Genomic DNA, 17,091 nt, shown 5'->3' with positions numbered 1-17,091 from the left:
ACGACTCGTTCCAAAAAACAACCATGATGCGGTCGTGCTAGGAATTGGGGTCCAAGCAGATCGTCATGAGGTCGTCTCCAATGATTATGCGGATTTCCACCTAAAGACGCGATCGGCCTCGCGAAAAAGCATCGGCGTGCAGATAGTCGACAGCACCGAGTTTCGCGCTTGATGGCTTCGGTACAGTCGGGATACCCGTGGACGGCCCTCTCCGCCCATCGGTTAGTTGGCGGCAGGGGGGATACATTCGTCTCGTGAATTGCGCCATTCTCACAACCTTCATCCACTCACAACGAATCTTTCGCCTGATGCCCCGCGCTCAGTGTGATCCGTGGGCCAATCAGTGGGATAGCCGAACAGATCGCTCGCCGTCGCCGTCGCTTCGCGCGGTACAAGCTGGTCGCACTCGACGACGAAGGCCGCGAACGGGGCGGGCTCCGCAAGTGGCTGCTTCGCCCATGGGTTAATCCACAATCGCGGAAGCCCGTTGAATGGGCGATTAAGGACTCAAGGCTTCGGCGAACAGGACTCCAGAAATGCCCGTTCCCCGAAGGTCGGGCGCAAGGCTTCGGGGCCCAAACTTAGGGGCTGCGGGACATTGACGCAGCTTGACGGTTATTCGGCAGTCACGCCGAAGACAGTGCCAGGACCGTCCGTGTCTACGGCTTCGGTGAGCCTCCGAAGCGCGTACTCGCCGATCGCCGCTTCCGCATCTTCGTCAGATACCGTCAAGGTGAAAGTACGCATCGCTCCGCCAGCGGCCTCATGGAGCGGGTTCATCTCGCGGATCGCGCCAAGCTGCTTTTGAATCTGAAATTGGTTCGCGACGGGAACCTGAATTTCGACACGCCAAGGCACTAGGCAAGGATAGTCGAGCCCGACCGTGACAGCCAGGTGCGCCGTCAGGCCCGTTCACCAGAACCGCGAGTTACTCCGGTACTGAAGGAAGAGCTGGTGATACCGGCTGATAGCTTCGTTGGCACGCTCGACCGATCCGCCAAACAACTCCGCCTTAAGCGGGGGCCAACCAGCACCCTCCGCGGCTAGTTCGTCCGCTAGCGCCTGGACGGGATCATCTCGGTCGCGCCTCGAACGCCATCCAGCTCGTCCGAACCACATAGTCTCGGCACTTAGCGGCCGCGTCGGCTGATCTTTAAACCGCTCATTGGCCAGGTCCCCATCCACCACGCCGAGAATGACCTCAGTCCTGTCGAAGGCTTCGTCGTACTCCTCGTCGTCCGGAAACTGCTCGTCGAAAATTGGCCTGAGTATTCGGTGAAGCCAGTCCGCAACAGGCGTGTGGTAGTTCATGCCCTCGCGCCGATCGAGGGCCGCCTGCGCATCGGCTAAGCCCTTGCCCATCACTAATGCGTTAACGAGAAGCTGGCTGATGAGTTCGGAATCTAAAGGCTTGTAAGGGTTTACGGCTTCAATCAGCGACAGTTTTGTTGAATTATCGAAACTACGACTACGGTCCGTCACTTTCGGATCGACTACCAACGTCTTAAAGTTTGACCATTTACTTTGGCCGGCAGCCGACATCGCAGCCACGAATACCGTGACGAGCGCCGGAACATACCGCAGGTGAAGAAGGTGGGTATGGCCGCCAGCGACCTTGTACGCTTCGGCAGTCAACGCTCTCATCCCCGTGGACCAGGGGCTTAGCGCGCTCGGGTCGCCATACCGAGCTGCCACTTGCAGTGACCAGCAAAACGGTTGTACGAGTTGCCAATAATCGTTCGCTCGGCCGGCCCCATGGATTGCCAACTCGCTGTTCGACCCACCAGGTGACGACGTCGGGAACCGGGCACTGTCTCGCATGGCAGCGAGAGCTCGGGCTAGCTCGGCGCTGACCAGATCGTCAAGCTCGATATCCCGCGATGTATCCCGCACCATCTCCTTGGTCAGGCGGCGAAGAATCGCCGGCCGATCTGAGGTAGCCGACTCTTCCACAGAGGTTTGAACCACCCGCGGATCAAGGATGGACGTTAAGCCCATCACCTCTTTGATCTTGTCTACAAGTTGTGCCGTGTTCGGCATCAACGCGCTGCCGAACAGGTCGGAGTAGTTGAGGTCGGAAAGCGTCTTGCCTGCACCGAGATCCCACTCCGGTACCGGTCCCGCGTCGAATCTGACTGGTATCAGCCAAGTCCGACCAGGAGGGCGCAGGCGCCATTCCTCGGTCGCGATCATCAGCTCCTCGTTCATGTACGACTTATCTTTGGCCCGGGACTGATCCGAGAAGCACGCGAGGAACGCCATTGACCCCGAACGTATAGCCTCGCGGATCTTCACCTTCCATTCATCACCCGGACCGAGCTTTGAGCGGTCCCGCCAATATGGGATATTCACCGCTTCAAGCACCGCACATAGCTGGTCGACCTGCTCAGAGTCTTCGTGCACGTATGAAACGAACACGTGCTTGCTCGGCTCTTCGGCTGCCACGTTTGTCGCCCCTCTGACTCGCTTTATGCAACGACAAGACCTTATGGACAGGTTGGCTACAAAGCCATAGGTCGTCCTAGGTTTCAGATCTAGTGGGCACAGAAACGGTCGTCTGCCCGACCCACGCGGAGAGGCTGGCGTCGTCGTTCATCATTGCCACCTGTCAATCTGGTCGGCTGCCTCGCTCAACACTGCCGCGAACTCCCGCGCCCGAGCCGAGTCCAGACGAATACCTGTGTCGGTGTTCGCGTAGCTAATGGCGATACTTGGCGGGTTACCTGCGCTGTCGATCTTGCCGTCCGCGAACTGGATCGCGTCAGTCAATACGCACGTCTTACCGTCGGAGATCGTCGAGCTGGCGCCGAAGATCACCCGATGCGGCTGCGGATCGTCTTCCTGCCATACGTCCGCCCAGGTGGCACCGGACGGAAGGGCGACGTCACCGACCATCCCTGCTATCAGATTGTCGCGGGCGTACCTACGTGCACGCGACAGCATTTCCTCGTCGGGACCGAGAGTGCCGTCGTAATCGGCCGCGCTTTCCATGTGTTCCAACTCCTGGATCTGATCGGCGGTCAGCTGATCCGTCAAGTCACGCCAGGTGGTCATATTCTCCGGGTGTTGAGCATCGTCATCAAAAGTTTCTTCCGCAGTAGGTTCGGTTCGGAGTCATCGTCTCTCACTTGTCTTGCCCACGCCGTGCCCACACATTGCCCACAGTTACAGATAACTTGAGTGACCTAGTGTGATGTCATTTCGCAGCTAGAGACCTGTTTGTCCCGCTGAACTGGTGCCGAGATAGAGTTCGAATCTCACCGAGGGCACCACGCAGACCGGAGCCAACCGGAGCCAAGATCGCGGTTGCGCAACGCCGCAATAACGCGTCAATCCCGAAAACAACACGGTTGGTTCGCGACACGTTTTCAGCTTGTTCAACAGACGTACAGTAAGCACGCTTTGCCCCGTTCACTCGGAATGGAGTTCGTCGTGTCGCGTTTTAGCAAACTGTTCGTTGCCATCGTTATTGTGCTGACCCCGCTCACCACTTCGGGATGCGGAAGCTTCTGCATTCCCGGCGGATCCTGCATCAGCATTTAGGCTCGGCGCTATCCACCCCTGTCCGCAGGGGTGGATAGTCATTTCACGGGCCGCTAGATGACAACTGAGATCGCCTGTCCACCAATATATTTCGGTCAAACCCTGGGTTACCGACGCCGACCTCAGTAATATTCGGGCGTGCCGCGACAGGCGGTGCCTTCTCGTGTGGGAGGTTGTGGCGTGGACCTGCGACGCGATCGCCAGGAAGCGTTGGCGGACATCGTCATTGAATTGGACGACCCCACCGAATTGTTCGCCGTCGACCCGCGGGCCCTGCTATCCGGCACGCACCGAATCGACAGTGGCATCGACGAACTCGTCGAATTGCTACTGGCCCAAAAGAAGCATTCCCGCATCCAACGCATCGTGCTCGACATCGCCGGAGAGTGCTCGGAGGAAGAAGCCCAGAACCTGGTGGCGTCGGTCCGCCGCTACGGCGAGTTGTCGGTACGCCGGGCCAACCGGCAGCACGACCTGATCTGGCGCCAGGGAATGCGGTCGCTGATCAGCGGCTCGGTGCTGTTCGTGGTCGGCATCGGACTGTCGTACCTCTTCACCCGCCCGATGGTGGGCGAAGTCGCCAGCGAGCTCCTCGGCAACGGCGTGTTCCTCGTCGTGGCCTGGGTCGGCCTTTGGTACCCGCTCGACGTGCTGTTCATCGCCCGGGAACAGGCGAAGCGCGAGGCCCGGGTATCGGCCACCATGGCGACCATGCCGGTCGTGGTCCAAACCCACGCCGGAGCGGTGCACGTCGCCCACCTGCCCGCGTTGCCGACGAAGCCGCCCAGTGGGCACCGATCGGGCCGCCTTCGTGACAAGCACATCCATCTGCGGGGCGCGCCGTCGACCGGGGCCCCCAGCCACAGTTAGCTCACCGCAGCGTTGGGGAATGTCCTGGCAAACGGTTACGCTCTTAACGTGGTGCCTAGGAAGTGCGGGGCCCCGCCAAACTCCTCAGATGGCTCGGCGCGACCGGACTGCAAAGCGGCGGTGCGGGCCGAGAATCGTGCCCGCAAAGAGCACTACGCCGATAGCCACGACCGTCGCGCCCGGGTGCTCAACATCAACGCGATGATGGCGGTAGTCGTCAGCCTGCTCTTCGGGATCCTGGGCATCTGGGCCGGGACCTTTGCCCAGCGAACCCAGGTGATCACCCTGATCGCCGCGATGATCTTCCTCACCGTCCTGTGGCTGCACCGTTTCGGGGAATTGGTTGCGCCGCTGACCTACATCGTCTCGGCGTATCTGGTCATCTTCGCCATCTGCTGGGAGGTCGGCACGGGTTCCGGCGTCCAGTACTACTACATCGCCAACGCGAGCCTGGTGGTGTTGCAGCTCGGGATCGAACGAATCGGCTTGGCCGCCCTGCTGGCGGGCATCGGTGCGGGGCTGGTGATCACCCTGCAGTTCCTGGTCCCCCGCTCGACCGGGCTCGAACAGCCCTGGGCCGAGCGGACGAGCTTTGTCATCACGACGGTCTCGGCCTGCACAATGGCGGTGGTGACGGTGTGGTTCGCGCTGCGCGACACCAAGCGCGCCGAAGCCGTCATGGAGTCGGAGTACGAGCGATCGGAAGCCTTGTTGGCCAACATGTTGCCGGCCAGCGTCGCCAACCGGCTCAAAGAACCCGAGCGTGACGTGATCGCCGACCGATACGACGAAGCCTCGGTGCTGTTCGCCGACATGGTCGGCTTCACCGAGCGCGCGAGCTCGACCGCGCCATGTGACCTGGTCAAGTTCCTCGACCGTGTCTACGGCGCTTTCGACGAACTGGTGGACAAGCACGGGCTGGAGAAAATCAAAGTCAGTGGGGACTCCTACATGGTCGTCAGCGGAGTCCCGCGGCCCCGGCCCGACCACGTGCAAGCACTGGCCGACTTTGCCCTCGACATGGTCGCCACGGCCGCGGAAATCAAAGATGCACAAGGACTTTCGGTGCCGCTACGAGTGGGCTTTGCTGCGGGCACCGTGGTCGCGGGCGTCGTGGGATCGCGGCGCTTCTTCTACGACGTGTGGGGGGACGCGGTCAATGTCGCGGCCCGGATGGAAGCGACGGACTCGGTGGGACAGATTCAGGTGCCCGAGGACGTGTACGAGCGCCTGAAGGACGAGTTCGTGTTGCGCGAGCGTGGCCGCATCGAGGTCAAAGGTAAAGGCGTGATGCACACCTGGTACCTGATCGGCCGCAAGCCGGCGGCTACCGTACCCGGTGAAATGGCCGCCGAGGAACCGCGAACGACGCACGGCGCCACGGTCTAAAGCCCCTATTTTCGGCTGCGCGGTTGTGCCACAGTGAGGCTATGCAGCCCACTGAAGTTCCAACCATGTTGCCGCATCTGTGGAAATCCACGCTGGTATCGGGAATCCTGACGCTGATCCTCGGTGTCCTGGTGCTGGCGTGGCCGGGAATCTCGGTCCTGGCCGCCGCGATCGCCTTCGGTTTCTATCTGCTGATTACCGGTGTCGCGCAAGTCGTATTCGCTTTCAGCCTGCATGTTTCGGCGGGCAGTCGGATCCTGCTGTTCGTCAGTGGCGCCGCATCGTTGATCCTGGCCGTGCTGGCATTTCGTCACTTCGGCCAGGGATACGCGGTCCTGTTGCTGGCCATCTGGATTGGCATCGGATTCGTCTTCCGTGGGGTTGCCACAACGGTTTCCGCGATCAGCGATCCGACGTTGCCAGGACGCGGCTGGTCGATCTTCGTGGGCGCGATCACACTGATCGCCGGCGTTGTCGTGCTGGCTTCTCCGTTCGCGTCGATCATCACACTGGCGATCGTTGTCGGCATTTGGCTGGCCGTCATCGGCGTCTTCGAAGTGATCGCGTCGTTCGGAATCCGCAAGGCCTCCAAAGAACTCGGCAATGGCGTCGGAAGCGCCTGACTACTACACTGCGTCGTAGAACGTTGCAGTCACGGGAGATGACGGATGAATGTCGTCGACATTTCGCGGTGGCAGTTCGGTATCACTACCGTCTACCACTTCATCTTTGTGCCGCTCACAATCGGCCTGGCCCCACTGGTCGCCGTCATGCAGACCGTCTGGGTGGCCACTGGTAATACGGCCTGGTACCGCCTGACCAAGTTCTTTGGCAAGCTGCTCTTGATCAACTTCGCGATCGGCGTGGCGACCGGGATCGTGCAGGAGTTTCAGTTCGGCATGAACTGGAGCGAATACTCGCGGTTCGTGGGCGACATCTTCGGCGCCCCACTCGCGATGGAGGGCTTGGCCGCCTTCTTCTTCGAATCCACCTTCCTGGGCTTGTGGATCTTCGGCTGGAGCAGGTTGCCGCGACTGGTGCACCTGGCCTCCATCTGGATCGTCGCAATCTCCGTCAACGTGTCCGCGTTCTTCATCATCTCGGCGAATTCGTTCATGCAGCATCCGGTTGGGGCGCACTACAACCCGGCGACCAAGCGCGCCGAGTTGGACAGCATTGGGGCGTTCCTCAGCAACAACACTGCCCGCGCGGCCTTTTCACACGCGGTCAACGGCTCGCTGCTGACCGCCGGCACCTTCGTCGCCGCGGTGAGCGCCTGGTGGCTGATTCGCGCGCAAAAGGCGGGCAACGTGGATCTCGGCACGGTGTTTCGTCCCGCGGCGATCCTCGGGTGTTGGGTTGCGCTGTTCGCCACCGTCGGGCTGTTCTTCACCGGAGACCAGCAGGGCAAGTTGATGTTCCAGCAGCAACCGATGAAAATGGCGTCGGCGGAATCGTTGTGCAACACCGAAACCGATCCGGACTTTTCGATCTTGACGGTCGGCTCGCACAACAACTGCGACAGCATCACCCGCGTGATCCAGGTGCCCTACGTCTTGCCGTTCCTCGCCGAGAGCAAATTCACCGGCGTGACACTGCAGGGCGTACGCGACATCCAGCAGGATTCGCAACGCAAGTTCGGGCCAAATGACTACCGGCCGAACCTATTCGTCACCTATTGGTCATTCCGCATGATGATCGGGTTGATGGCGATTCCGGTGCTGTTCGCGCTGGCCACCTTATGGCTGACCCGTGGCGGCCGCACCCCCACCCAACCGTGGTACTCCTGGTTCGCGCTACTGACCATCCCCACTCCGTTCCTGGCCAACAGCGCCGGATGGGTGTTCACGGAAATGGGCCGCCAGCCATGGATTGTGGTGCCGAATCCGACCGGTGACCAGCAGGTCCGTCTGACGGTCAGCCAAGGCGTATCGGATCACGCGTCTGGCATGGTCGTCACCTCGTTGGTGATATTCACCCTTGTCTACGCGGTGCTCGCGGTCATCTGGTTCTGGCTGCTGAAGCGCTACGTCGCCGAGGGGCCGATGGAACACGACGCGGAACCCGCACCGCCGAAAGCACCCGGCGATGACGAAGTGGCCCCGCTGTCGTTCGCCTACTGACCGGGAAAGAGTTGACCAATGGCGCTGCAAGAGTTGTGGTTCGGCATCATCGCCGTACTGTTCCTGGGCTTCTTCATCCTGGAGGGCTTCGACTTCGGCGTGGGAATGCTGATGGAGCCGTTCGCTCGGGTAAGCAGCGGCGATCCGGAAGTCCACCGGCGCACGGCGCTGAACACGATCGGCCCGGTGTGGGACGGCAACGAGGTCTGGCTGATCACCGCTGGCGCCGGAATGTTCGCCGCGTTTCCCGTTTGGTACGCGACGGTGTTCTCCACCCTCTACCTGCCGCTGTTGGCGATCCTGTTCGGCATGATCGTGCGAGCCGTGGCGATCGAGTGGCGCGGCAAGATCGACGACACAAAATGGCGTACCTTGGCCGATTTCGGGATTGCGATCGGCTCATGGCTGCCCGCCGTGCTGTGGGGTGTGGCGTTCGCCGTCCTGGTCCGCGGCCTGCCGGTGGACGCCAACGGCCACGTCCAGCTCTCCATCGGTGACGTGCTCAACGCCTACACACTGCTGGGCGGGGTGGCCACCGCCGGGCTGTTTTTGTTCTACGGCGCGGTGTTCGTCGCGTTGAAGACGGCGGGCGCGATCCGCGACGACGCGCACCGATTCGCCAAGCAGCTGGCACTGCCGGTCACGGGACTCGTTGGCGCCTTCGGGCTTTGGACGCAGCTGGCCTACGGCAAGGACTGGACCTGGCTGGTGCTGGCGGTGGCGGTCGTCGCACAGCTTGCGGCGGTGGCGCTGGTGTGGCGCCGCGTGTCCGACGGCTGGGCGTTCGCCAGCACCGTATTGGTCATTACGGCCGTGGTGATCCTGTTGTTCGGTGTGTTATATCCCAATTTGGTGCCCTCCACGCTGAACAAGCAGTGGAGCCTGACGATCTACAACGCGTCGTCGACGCCGTACACACTCAAGATCATGACGTGGGTGACCGCGTTCTTCGCCCCGCTAACGGTCGCGTACCAGGCCTGGACGTATTGGGTTTTCCGGCAACGGATCTCGACTGACCGGATACCTGCGTCGATCGGGCTGGCAAGGCGTCCGTCCTGAGCACACGCAACTCCCGGGCGCCCTTGGACCCGCGACTGTGGCGGGCATCGAGTGCGCTGCGTCGCTACCTGGCTGCCACGGTGAGCTGCGGAGTGGTGATCTCCGGCTGCACGATCGGCTCGGCGATCGTGCTGGCCGGCATCGTCGCGACCATCATCACCGATCCCCCGACTCGTGGTCTGCGCGGCTGGCTGGGACCGCTGTCGATTCTGTTGGCGCTGTGGGTCGTTCGCACGGTGACGCATTGGTTGCAGGCGCGCCTGGGCCAGCGCGGCGCCAGCGCGGTGATCGCCGATCTCAACGATCAGGTGCTGACGGCGGTCACCGCCCGGCAACCCAACGAGCTCGACGCGCAGCGGGACGCGGCCGCGGTTGTGGTAACCCGGGGCCTGGACGGCTTGCGTCCCTATTTCACCGGTTATGTGCCCACCCTGCTGCTTGCCGCGATCCTGACTCCGGCGACCGTGGCCGTGATCGCGCTCTATGACCTGAAATCGACGGTGATCGTGATGATCACGCTGCCGCTGATACCGATCTTCATGGTTTTGATCGGGCTCGCGACAGCGGAGCGATCAGCGGCCGCGCTGGCCGCCATGACCACGCTGCAGGGCCGGCTGCTGGACCTGATCGCGGGTATTCCCACGCTGCGGGCGTTAGGCCGCGCTTCAGGCCCCGAGCATCGCATCGCCGAACTCGCTGCGGCTCATCGCCGCTCGGCGATGGCGACGCTGCGCATCGCATTCCTGTCGGCCCTGGTGCTCGAATTGCTGGCCACCCTGGGTGTCGCGCTGATCGCGGTTGCTATCGGTCTGCGCCTGGTGGTCGGCGAGATGACGCTGAGCACCGGACTGACCGTGCTGCTGCTGGCACCCGACGTGTACTGGCCGCTGCGCCGCATCGGCGTGGAATTCCACGCTGCTCAAGACGGCCGGACCGCGGCCGACGAGGCGTTCGCGCTGATCGGCGACGACCCCGTGGCCGCAGAGCGCGATCGAACGGTCGTCGCGAGCGGAACGGAGATCCGGCTCGAGCAGCTCAGTGTCGCCGGCCGAGACGGCAATTCGCCCTGCGAGTTGACGACGGTGATCCAACCGGGCCGCGTCACGGTGCTGACCGGCCGCAACGGCGCCGGCAAGAGCACCACGCTGCAGGCGATCGCGGGACTCACGGTGCCGTCATCCGGTCGGGTCACCGTCGACGGGGTCGACGTCGCGGAGTTGGAGCGCAGCGCGTGGTGGCGGCAACTGTCCTGGCTGCCTCAGCGCCCCGTGCTGATCCCCGGCACGATCCGCGACAACCTGGCCCTGTTCGGCACGTTGAAAGACCCCGAATATGCTTGTGCCGCGGCCTGTTTCGATTCGGTGCTGGCCGAGCTGTCGGACGGGCTGGAGACGGTGCTGGGGCGTGACGGCGCCGGGCTGTCGCTGGGACAGCGCCAACGGCTGGGCCTGGCCCGCGCATTCGGGTCGCCGGCCCCGGTGCTGCTGCTCGATGAGCCCACCGCCCACTTGGACGCCAACACCGAGCAGCGGGTGCTGCGGGCCATTGTGCAGCGGGCACGCGCAGGGTCGACCGTCGTGGTCGTCGGCCACCGGCAGCCCGTCGTGGCGATCGGTGACCATGTGGTCGAGGTGGTTTCGGACGGCGAGGTGCGTTGTGCGCGAGTCTGATCCGCTCGTTACCGCGTCGAGCCTGTTGCGGCCGCGGCTGCCTCGCATCCTGGCCGCCATCGCGTTGGGAGTGCTGTCGCTGGGCAGCGCGCTGGCCTTGGCCGGAGTCTCGGCGTGGCTCATCACGCGGGCCTGGCAGATGCCGCCCATCCTCGATTTGTCCGTCGCGGTCGTCGCGGTGCGCCTGCTGGCGATCTCGCGCGGCGTGCTGCACTACTGCGAGCGACTGGTCACCCACGACACCGCGCTGCGCGCGGCCGGCTCCGCACGGTCGCAGATCTATCACCGGCTGGCGCACGGGCCGGCCGCGGTGGCCGTCCGGCTGCACAGCGGTGAGCTGGTGGCGCGCGTCGGCGCCGATGTCGACGAACTCGCCGACGTCCTGGTGCGCGCCCTGATCCCGATCGGTGTCGCATCGGTGTTGGCGGTGGCGGCAACGGTCGCGGTCGCGGTGATCTCGCCGGCGGCCGGCACGGTGTTGGCGATCTGCCTGCTGATCGCCGGGGTGGTGGCTCCCCTGCTGGCGGGCAGGGCCGCGGCCACGCAGGAAGAGGTTGCCCGCCAATATCATTCCGAGCGCGACACGGCGGCGATGATCGCCCTCGAGCACGCGCCCGAGCTTCGCGTCGCCGGTGCCCTGCCCGGCGTCATCGCAGAATCGCATCGTCGCCAGCTCCGCTGGAGTGATGCGCTGGACGCTGCCGCCAGGCCGGCCGCTCTGGCCGAGGCCATGCCGACCGCCGCGGTCGGAGCCAGCGTGCTCGGCGCGGTCGTCGCCGGCATCGGGCTCGCACACGTGGTCGCCCCGACCACCTTGGCCATCTTGATGTTGTTGCCGCTGTCCGCATTCGAGGCGATGACTCCCCTACCCGGAGCCGCTATTCAGTTGACGCGGTCACGGATCGCCGCGCGCCGTCTGCTCGACCTGGCGCCGCCGGTCCACGAGGCCGGACCCACATCCCCCGCGCCGACACCAACACCGGTCGGCACCGCGAGGTTGTCGGCCGACGTGGGATCCGGCCACACGCAGGCTTTGTCACACCGGGTGACCCTCGAGCTCGAGCCGGGCGCACGGTTGGCCGTCACCGGTGCCAGTGGCGCCGGGAAGACGACGCTGCTGATGACACTGGCTGGGCTGGTGCCGCCACTGCACGGCCACGCGATGTTGAACGGAACCGACGTGAGCCGGTTCGACGAGCGTGAATTGCCAGGCGCTGTCTGCTTTTTCGCCGAGGACGCACACATCTTTGCCACCACCGTTCGAGACAACCTCCTGGTCGCCCGCGGTGACTGCGGCGACGACGAACTGAGGGCAGCACTGGACGCGGTTGGCCTTGGCGACTGGCTCGCGAGTCTGCCCGGCGGGCTGTCGACGGTGCTGACCGGCGGCGCACACGCGGTCTCGGCGGGTCAGCGCAGGCGGCTGCTGCTGGCCCGGGCGATGCTGTCGCCGGCCCGCATCCTGTTGCTCGACGAGCCCACCGAACATCTCGACGCGGTCGACGCCGAGCGGATTCTGGCGGACCTGCTGACCCCGTCGTCCGGGCTGATGAGCAGGGAGCGGACGGTGGTGGTGGCCACCCATCACCTGCCCACGGCGGTGGACTGTCCCGAGCTGCGCATCGGGTAAGGCCCGGTTCTCAGAGGTGTCGTCGGCGCGGCGTGAATTCCAGTGTCAGCAAGACGAATACCAGCGGCACCAGCTGTGTCAGTGATATCAGCGCATAACGCCGGGCATCGAGCGCGTGGAACTTGTGTACGTATCGGTACAACGACTCCAGCGCGATCAACGGGTCGAGCAGATGGATCAACCGGTAGAACACCTGCTGCAATCGGCCGCGATTCTTGTCGTCGAAGATCTCCGGGAACGCCGCAAATGACAGCGAAACACGTTGTGCCCCAGCCTCTTTCCCTGCCATGATCATGTCTGCGCTGAGGCGTTCGTCGATCCCGTTGGGTGCACCGCGGCGACGCCACGGCACGTCCATGGTGATGTCGCTGCCGCCCCCGGCCGTCGCGTATCGATGAAATCCCTGCGCGCGCCCGTCGGCGTCCCTGGCGATGATCAGCTGTATTCCGGGGAACCGGCCCTCCAGCACGCCATCGAGGTTCATGTAGAACCCTCGGTCGGCATGCGCCCCGCTGGGCGATGCGCGCACCACGTCGATCAATTCGGCGCGCAACCGGTCGTCGAGTTCCTGCTCCGCAACGATTTCCGTGGTGATGCCGGCGTTGTGCGTGCGCTTCACCGCCTGACGCAGGTTGCGAAACTTGCGGCCCACCATGTCGAAGCCGGCCACGTCGACGACGACATCGCGACCGATCGGCACCGCTCGCAGCGATTGCTTGACCACCGCTCGGTCGCTCCACAGCGCGAGCCGGCGTTCGCTACACCCGACTACCGCGATGCGCCAGCCGTGGGCGTGACACATCGCGGCGAAATCGGCGATCAGTTCCGGGAATTGGGTCTCGTCACCGATCGGGTCCCCACCCACTACCGCAAACCCCATCCGGGTCCGGTAGGCCAGCGCGGCAGTGCCGTCGGCGGTGAAGTGGTAGCTCTTGCCCGTCTGCATCGCAAACGGTGCCAGCGGGTCGTCGGTGGTGGCGTTGATCAAAGCCCAAGCCCGCGCGAGATTTTCGGGTTGCGGATGAGATGAGGTGGGCCACATCAACACCAACCCCGAGACGGCGATCAGCACGTCGCCAACCAGGTCGAACCCCAACACATGTGAGCTCAGGCCGGCCACCACGCACAGCGCGGACGTTGCCGCATGCATGGTCGTCACGGGGCGGCCCAGGAAAATTCCGCGGGCGATCAACGCCACCGCGGCCAGTACCGTCAACGACCAGCCCAGCCGATCGGAGTAATGCCATTGCGGCTGATAGCGGTGATGGGCGACGATCGCTACCAGCCAGCACCCGGCGCACAACAGGGCAAAGGCGCCGATACAGCGCGCGGCGAGCGAATCGAGGTGAACCACAACACGTTCGCGCGCGCGCAGGGTGGGGAGAAGGTCTGCTGACGAGCCTTTCATACTTCACCTCCCGATGGGCGTAGCGCTTGTCCCATCGAATACCCGGCTCATTCGAAGTTACGCTCGATTGCCGCCCCGCAGAACCGAAATCGAACGGCTGTCCGGTAACTATTCGATAACCGTTATCGGTTAGACGGCGGAAAGTACTTCAGCACACCTTCTTGCGCGACGGTGGCGACCATTTGACCGGAACGATCGAAGAAATGGCCGGTGCCCAGCCCGCGCGAATCCGCGGCCACCGGCGACGACGTCGAATACAGCACCCAATCGTTGAAGTCGACCTGCCGGTGAAACCACACCGAATGATTGGCCGACGCGGCGAAGATGCGGTCGAAGCCCCAGGACAACCCGTGGGTGGTGATGACCGAGTCCAGCACCGTGGTGTCCGAGGAGTACACCATCGTCGCCGTGTGCAGCACGGGATCGTCGGGCACCATGCCCAACGCCTTGAGCCACACCCGGTTGTGCGGCAGCCGCTCACCCTTGTCCCGCATCACCCACGCGGGATCGTTGGTGTAGCGCCATTCGATCGGCTGCAGCGCGTTGACGAAGTGCGGAACGGTCTTTTCGTAGCCGCGCAACAGGTCACCGAGTGGTGGCTGCGCGTCTGCCGTCCCGACTTCGGGTGGTTGGACCGCATGCTCTAGACCGGGACCCCCCGACATATAGGTGATCATCGCTGAGGACAACAACACCCCGTCCTGTACCGCGTCGACGCGCCGGTTGGCGAAGCGCCGCTCGTCGCGCAGCCGGGAGACGTAAAATTCGATGTCCTTGCCGGTGTTGCCGCCGTTGATGAAATGCACCGACAGCGCACTGGGCGGCAAGTCGGGCCGGACCAGGCTGCGGCTGCCGGCGACGAACGATTGCGCCATGAGCTGCCCGCCGAAGGTCCGCATCGGGTTCTTGCTGGGATGCGACCCGACGAACAGGTCGTCGCCCGCGCGATTGAGGTCCAGGACCGCCAGCAGTTCTTGGAAATCAGACGAGGAATCGGTATTCGGCTGATCGCCGGCCGGCACGGGCTCTCCTTGCGCTAGAGGTCGTCCTCCCCGATCCGGTGGACGTGGATCAGGTTGGTGGACCCTACTGTGCCAGGTGGCGCACCGGCGACAATCACCACCAGGTCTCCCCGCTTGTATCGGCCCAGCTCGAGCAGCGATTTGTCGGCCTGACGGATCATCTCGTCGGTGGAATCCATGATGGGAACGATGAACGTCTCGGTGCCCCACGTCATGGCCAGCTGGCTGCGCACCTCGGGCCACGCGGTGAACGCGAGCAGCGGCAGCGGCGTGTGCAGGCGCGCCAGCCGCTTCACGGTGTCGCCGGACTGGGTGAACGCGACCAGCGCCTTGGCGTCGAGCCGCTCGCCGATGTCGCGGGCGGCATACGAGATCACCCCGCGTTTGGTGCGCGGCACGTGGGTCAGCGGCGGCGCGGCCGTGGAGTTGTCCTCGACGGCGGTCACGATGCGGGCCATGGTGCGGACCGCGGCCAGCGGGTACTTCCCGACCGAGGTCTCCCCGGACAGCATCACCGCGTCGGCGCCGTCGAGCACGGCGTTGGCGACGTCGGATGCCTCGGCGCGGGTGGGCCGGGAGCTCTCGATCATCGACTCGAGCATCTGGGTCGCGACAATGACGGGCTTGGCGTTCTCGCGGGCCATCTGAATGGCCCGCTTCTGCACCAGCGGAACCTCTTCGAGCGGAAGCTCGACACCGAGGTCGCCGCGCGCCACCATGATGCCGTCGAAGGCCAGCACGATCGCTTCGAGATTGTCGACGGCTTCCGGCTTCTCCAGTTTGGCGATCACCGGCACCCGCCGGCCGATCCGATCCATCACCTCGTGCACTAATTCGACATCCGACGGCGAACGCACGAACGACAGCGCGATCAGGTCGACGCCCAGGTCCAGCGCGAAGGTGAGATCGTCGATGTCCTTGTCCGACAAGGCCGGCGCGGACACGTTCATCCCGGGCAGCGACATGCCCTTGTTATTGCTGACCGGACCGCCCTCGACCACCGTGCAGACGACGTCGTCGCCGTCGATGGCCTCGACGACCAGTCCGACCTTGCCGTCGTCGACCAGGACCCGGTCGCCGACCGCGGCGTCCTTGGACAACGTCTTGTAGGTGGTCGATACCCGGTCGTGGGTTCCTTCGCAGTTTTCGACGGTGATGCGGATCGTTTCGCCGTCGGCCCAGTAAGTCGAGCCGGTGGCGAAGCGCCCCAGCCTGATCTTCGGGCCTTGCAGGTCGGCGAGCACACCGACGGCGCGCCCGGTGGCGTCCGAGGCGGCACGTACCCGCTCGTATGCGGCTTTGTGGTCGGCGTAGTCGCCATGGCTGAAGTTCATTCGGGCGACGTCCATTCCGGCCTCTACCAGCGCCAGAGTCAACTCGTCCGATTGGGTTGCAGGGCCGAGGGTGCAGACGATCTTCCCGCGTCTACTCACGCCGATTAGCTTAGTCGTGCCGTCGGCTGTCGGGGTGACCCGAAGGTGGCCGCGCGTTGAGCCACCGGAAAATGGTCACGACGGGTTCACCCGCGATTCAGCGGCCGCCTACCCGCTGAGCATGGTCGGGACCAGCGGAAACCCCGGCATATTGCGCACCACCGTCCACGCGATCGCCGCGACCGTGATCGTGATCACCGCCGTTATCGGCAGCGCGCGCCGGCCCTGCCGCCATCGGACCAGCAGCCAGAGGGCCAAGACCGGCAGCCCGACGAGCACGAAAGCGTTGTCGTAGACGCTGGCCGCCAGGTGGCCGTGCAGCAGGTCATGCGTCATGCGAAGCCCGCCGCAGAAGGGGCAATTCCAGCCGGTGAGCCATTTGAACGGGCAGAGCGGGTAGGCCGAATTCGCGTTGTGCGGGTCGACGGATCCGACATAGCCGAGTGCCCCGGCGAACAGGACGCCGGTACCGGCAGCGATATAACGGCTGTGGCGGTGACGCTGCCCTCCCGTGCGGGAGGCCGAGTCAGGTTCCATCGCGCAGTGGCCGGCCCTGCGGATCGTTGACCTTGTCGGTCAAGATCAGGACCGCGTCGATGATGCTCCAGATCAAACCGATTCCACACAGGCCCAGCAGCAGTTGTGCCACACCCAGGCCGGTGTCGCCGATATAGAAGCGGCCGATGCCGCCGATGCCGACCAGGCTGAGCAGCTGCAGCAGACCGGCGATTGTTTTCGACTTGTCCGAGTACGGCAGGCCCGTCACCGGATGACGGCCGTAGGGTGCCGACGGGTCGTATCCGGCGGCCCCGGGATACGGCTGGTATTGCGGGTACGGCGGTGGATATCCCGACGACTGCGGAGGTGGTGCGCCGGGGTCCGGGGCACTGCCCCACGACGGTTCGGTCACGGTGTTCAGCATGCCAGATGAACTGGGTGTACCC

The 17,091-nt window shown here is 64.2% G+C and carries 15 protein-coding genes; 7 read left to right on the top strand and 8 right to left on the bottom strand.

From position 1 onward, the window contains the following. Positions 1-615: 615 nt before the first annotated feature. The 3 genes from MAAFP003_RS11770 to MAAFP003_RS11760 form a co-directional block, all read right to left on the bottom strand. Positions 616-858, bottom strand: a complete 243-nt coding sequence (locus MAAFP003_RS11770; RefSeq protein WP_096287103.1) for a hypothetical protein — start codon at positions 856-858, stop codon at positions 616-618. A 54-nt stretch (positions 859-912) separates the two neighbouring features. Continuing rightward, positions 913-2,445 (bottom strand): toll/interleukin-1 receptor domain-containing protein, encoded by a 1,533-nt coding sequence (locus tag MAAFP003_RS11765; RefSeq protein WP_243393880.1) that lies wholly within the window; start codon positions 2,443-2,445, stop codon positions 913-915. 150 nt (positions 2,446-2,595) lie between these two features. Then, entirely contained in the window at positions 2,596-3,054 is a 459-nt protein-coding gene (locus MAAFP003_RS11760; RefSeq protein WP_096287099.1) for a hypothetical protein, read from the bottom strand. 669 nt (positions 3,055-3,723) lie between these two features. Between MAAFP003_RS11760 and MAAFP003_RS11755 the strand changes: the two genes are divergently transcribed. The 7 genes from MAAFP003_RS11755 to cydC all read left to right on the top strand — a co-directional run bounded on the left by MAAFP003_RS11755 (position 3,724) and on the right by cydC (position 12,284). Beyond that, the gene (locus tag MAAFP003_RS11755) at positions 3,724-4,413 is read left to right on the top strand and encodes a hypothetical protein (RefSeq protein ID WP_096287097.1); all 690 of its coding nucleotides are present in this window, start codon (positions 3,724-3,726) and stop codon (positions 4,411-4,413) included. Positions 4,414-4,461: 48 nt separating this feature from the next. Next, positions 4,462-5,802, top strand: a complete 1,341-nt coding sequence (locus MAAFP003_RS11750) for an adenylate/guanylate cyclase domain-containing protein (protein ID WP_096287095.1) — start codon at positions 4,462-4,464, stop codon at positions 5,800-5,802. Between the two features lie 41 nt (positions 5,803-5,843). After that, positions 5,844-6,425 (top strand): HdeD family acid-resistance protein, encoded by a 582-nt coding sequence (locus MAAFP003_RS11745; RefSeq protein WP_423790875.1) that lies wholly within the window; start codon positions 5,844-5,846, stop codon positions 6,423-6,425. Positions 6,426-6,470: 45 nt separating this feature from the next. After that, a complete protein-coding gene (locus MAAFP003_RS11740) occupies positions 6,471-7,925 on the top strand; it encodes a cytochrome ubiquinol oxidase subunit I (protein WP_096287091.1) in 1,455 nt (484 codons plus the stop codon). A gap of 18 nt (positions 7,926-7,943) precedes the next feature. Next, on the top strand, positions 7,944-8,984 hold the full coding sequence (cydB, locus tag MAAFP003_RS11735) for a cytochrome d ubiquinol oxidase subunit II (protein WP_096287089.1): 1,041 nt from the start codon (positions 7,944-7,946) through the stop codon (positions 8,982-8,984). An 80-nt stretch (positions 8,985-9,064) separates the two neighbouring features. Beyond that, the gene (gene cydD / locus MAAFP003_RS11730) at positions 9,065-10,654 is read left to right on the top strand and encodes a thiol reductant ABC exporter subunit CydD (RefSeq protein ID WP_243393969.1); all 1,590 of its coding nucleotides are present in this window, start codon (positions 9,065-9,067) and stop codon (positions 10,652-10,654) included. Then, positions 10,641-12,284 (top strand): thiol reductant ABC exporter subunit CydC, encoded by a 1,644-nt coding sequence (gene cydC, locus MAAFP003_RS11725; RefSeq protein ID WP_243393878.1) that lies wholly within the window; start codon positions 10,641-10,643, stop codon positions 12,282-12,284. Before cydD ends, cydC begins: the two co-directional genes overlap by 14 nt. Positions 12,285-12,294: 10 nt before the next feature. Here cydC and MAAFP003_RS11720 read toward each other — a convergent pair whose 3' ends face one another. The 5 genes from MAAFP003_RS11720 to MAAFP003_RS11700 all read right to left on the bottom strand — a co-directional run bounded on the left by MAAFP003_RS11720 (position 12,295) and on the right by MAAFP003_RS11700 (position 17,069). Beyond that, complete coding sequence (locus tag MAAFP003_RS11720) at positions 12,295-13,692, bottom strand: bifunctional lysylphosphatidylglycerol flippase/synthetase MprF (protein WP_096287085.1); 1,398 nt, start codon at positions 13,690-13,692, stop codon at positions 12,295-12,297. Positions 13,693-13,814: 122 nt separating this feature from the next. Then, a complete protein-coding gene (locus tag MAAFP003_RS11715) occupies positions 13,815-14,714 on the bottom strand; it encodes an acyl-CoA thioesterase II (protein ID WP_096287083.1) in 900 nt (299 codons plus the stop codon). Positions 14,715-14,728: 14 nt separating this feature from the next. Next, positions 14,729-16,147, bottom strand: coding sequence for a pyruvate kinase (pyk, locus tag MAAFP003_RS11710; protein WP_096287081.1), 1,419 nt, complete (start codon positions 16,145-16,147; stop codon positions 14,729-14,731). A 108-nt stretch (positions 16,148-16,255) separates the two neighbouring features. Then, positions 16,256-16,684 (bottom strand): DUF2752 domain-containing protein, encoded by a 429-nt coding sequence (locus tag MAAFP003_RS11705; protein WP_096287079.1) that lies wholly within the window; start codon positions 16,682-16,684, stop codon positions 16,256-16,258. Further along, positions 16,674-17,069: a TM2 domain-containing protein gene (locus MAAFP003_RS11700; protein WP_096287077.1), complete on the bottom strand. Its 396-nt coding sequence runs from the start codon at positions 17,067-17,069 to the stop codon at positions 16,674-16,676. Before MAAFP003_RS11700 ends, MAAFP003_RS11705 begins: the two co-directional genes overlap by 11 nt. Positions 17,070-17,091: the final 22 nt, after the last annotated feature.

Origin of the sequence: Mycobacterium ahvazicum (assembly GCF_900176255.2) — a bacterium.
Classification (GTDB): domain Bacteria; phylum Actinomycetota; class Actinomycetes; order Mycobacteriales; family Mycobacteriaceae; genus Mycobacterium; species Mycobacterium ahvazicum.
The sequence above is the reverse complement of the archived record's forward strand: the minus strand, read 5'-3'. Positions and strand labels throughout refer to the sequence as shown.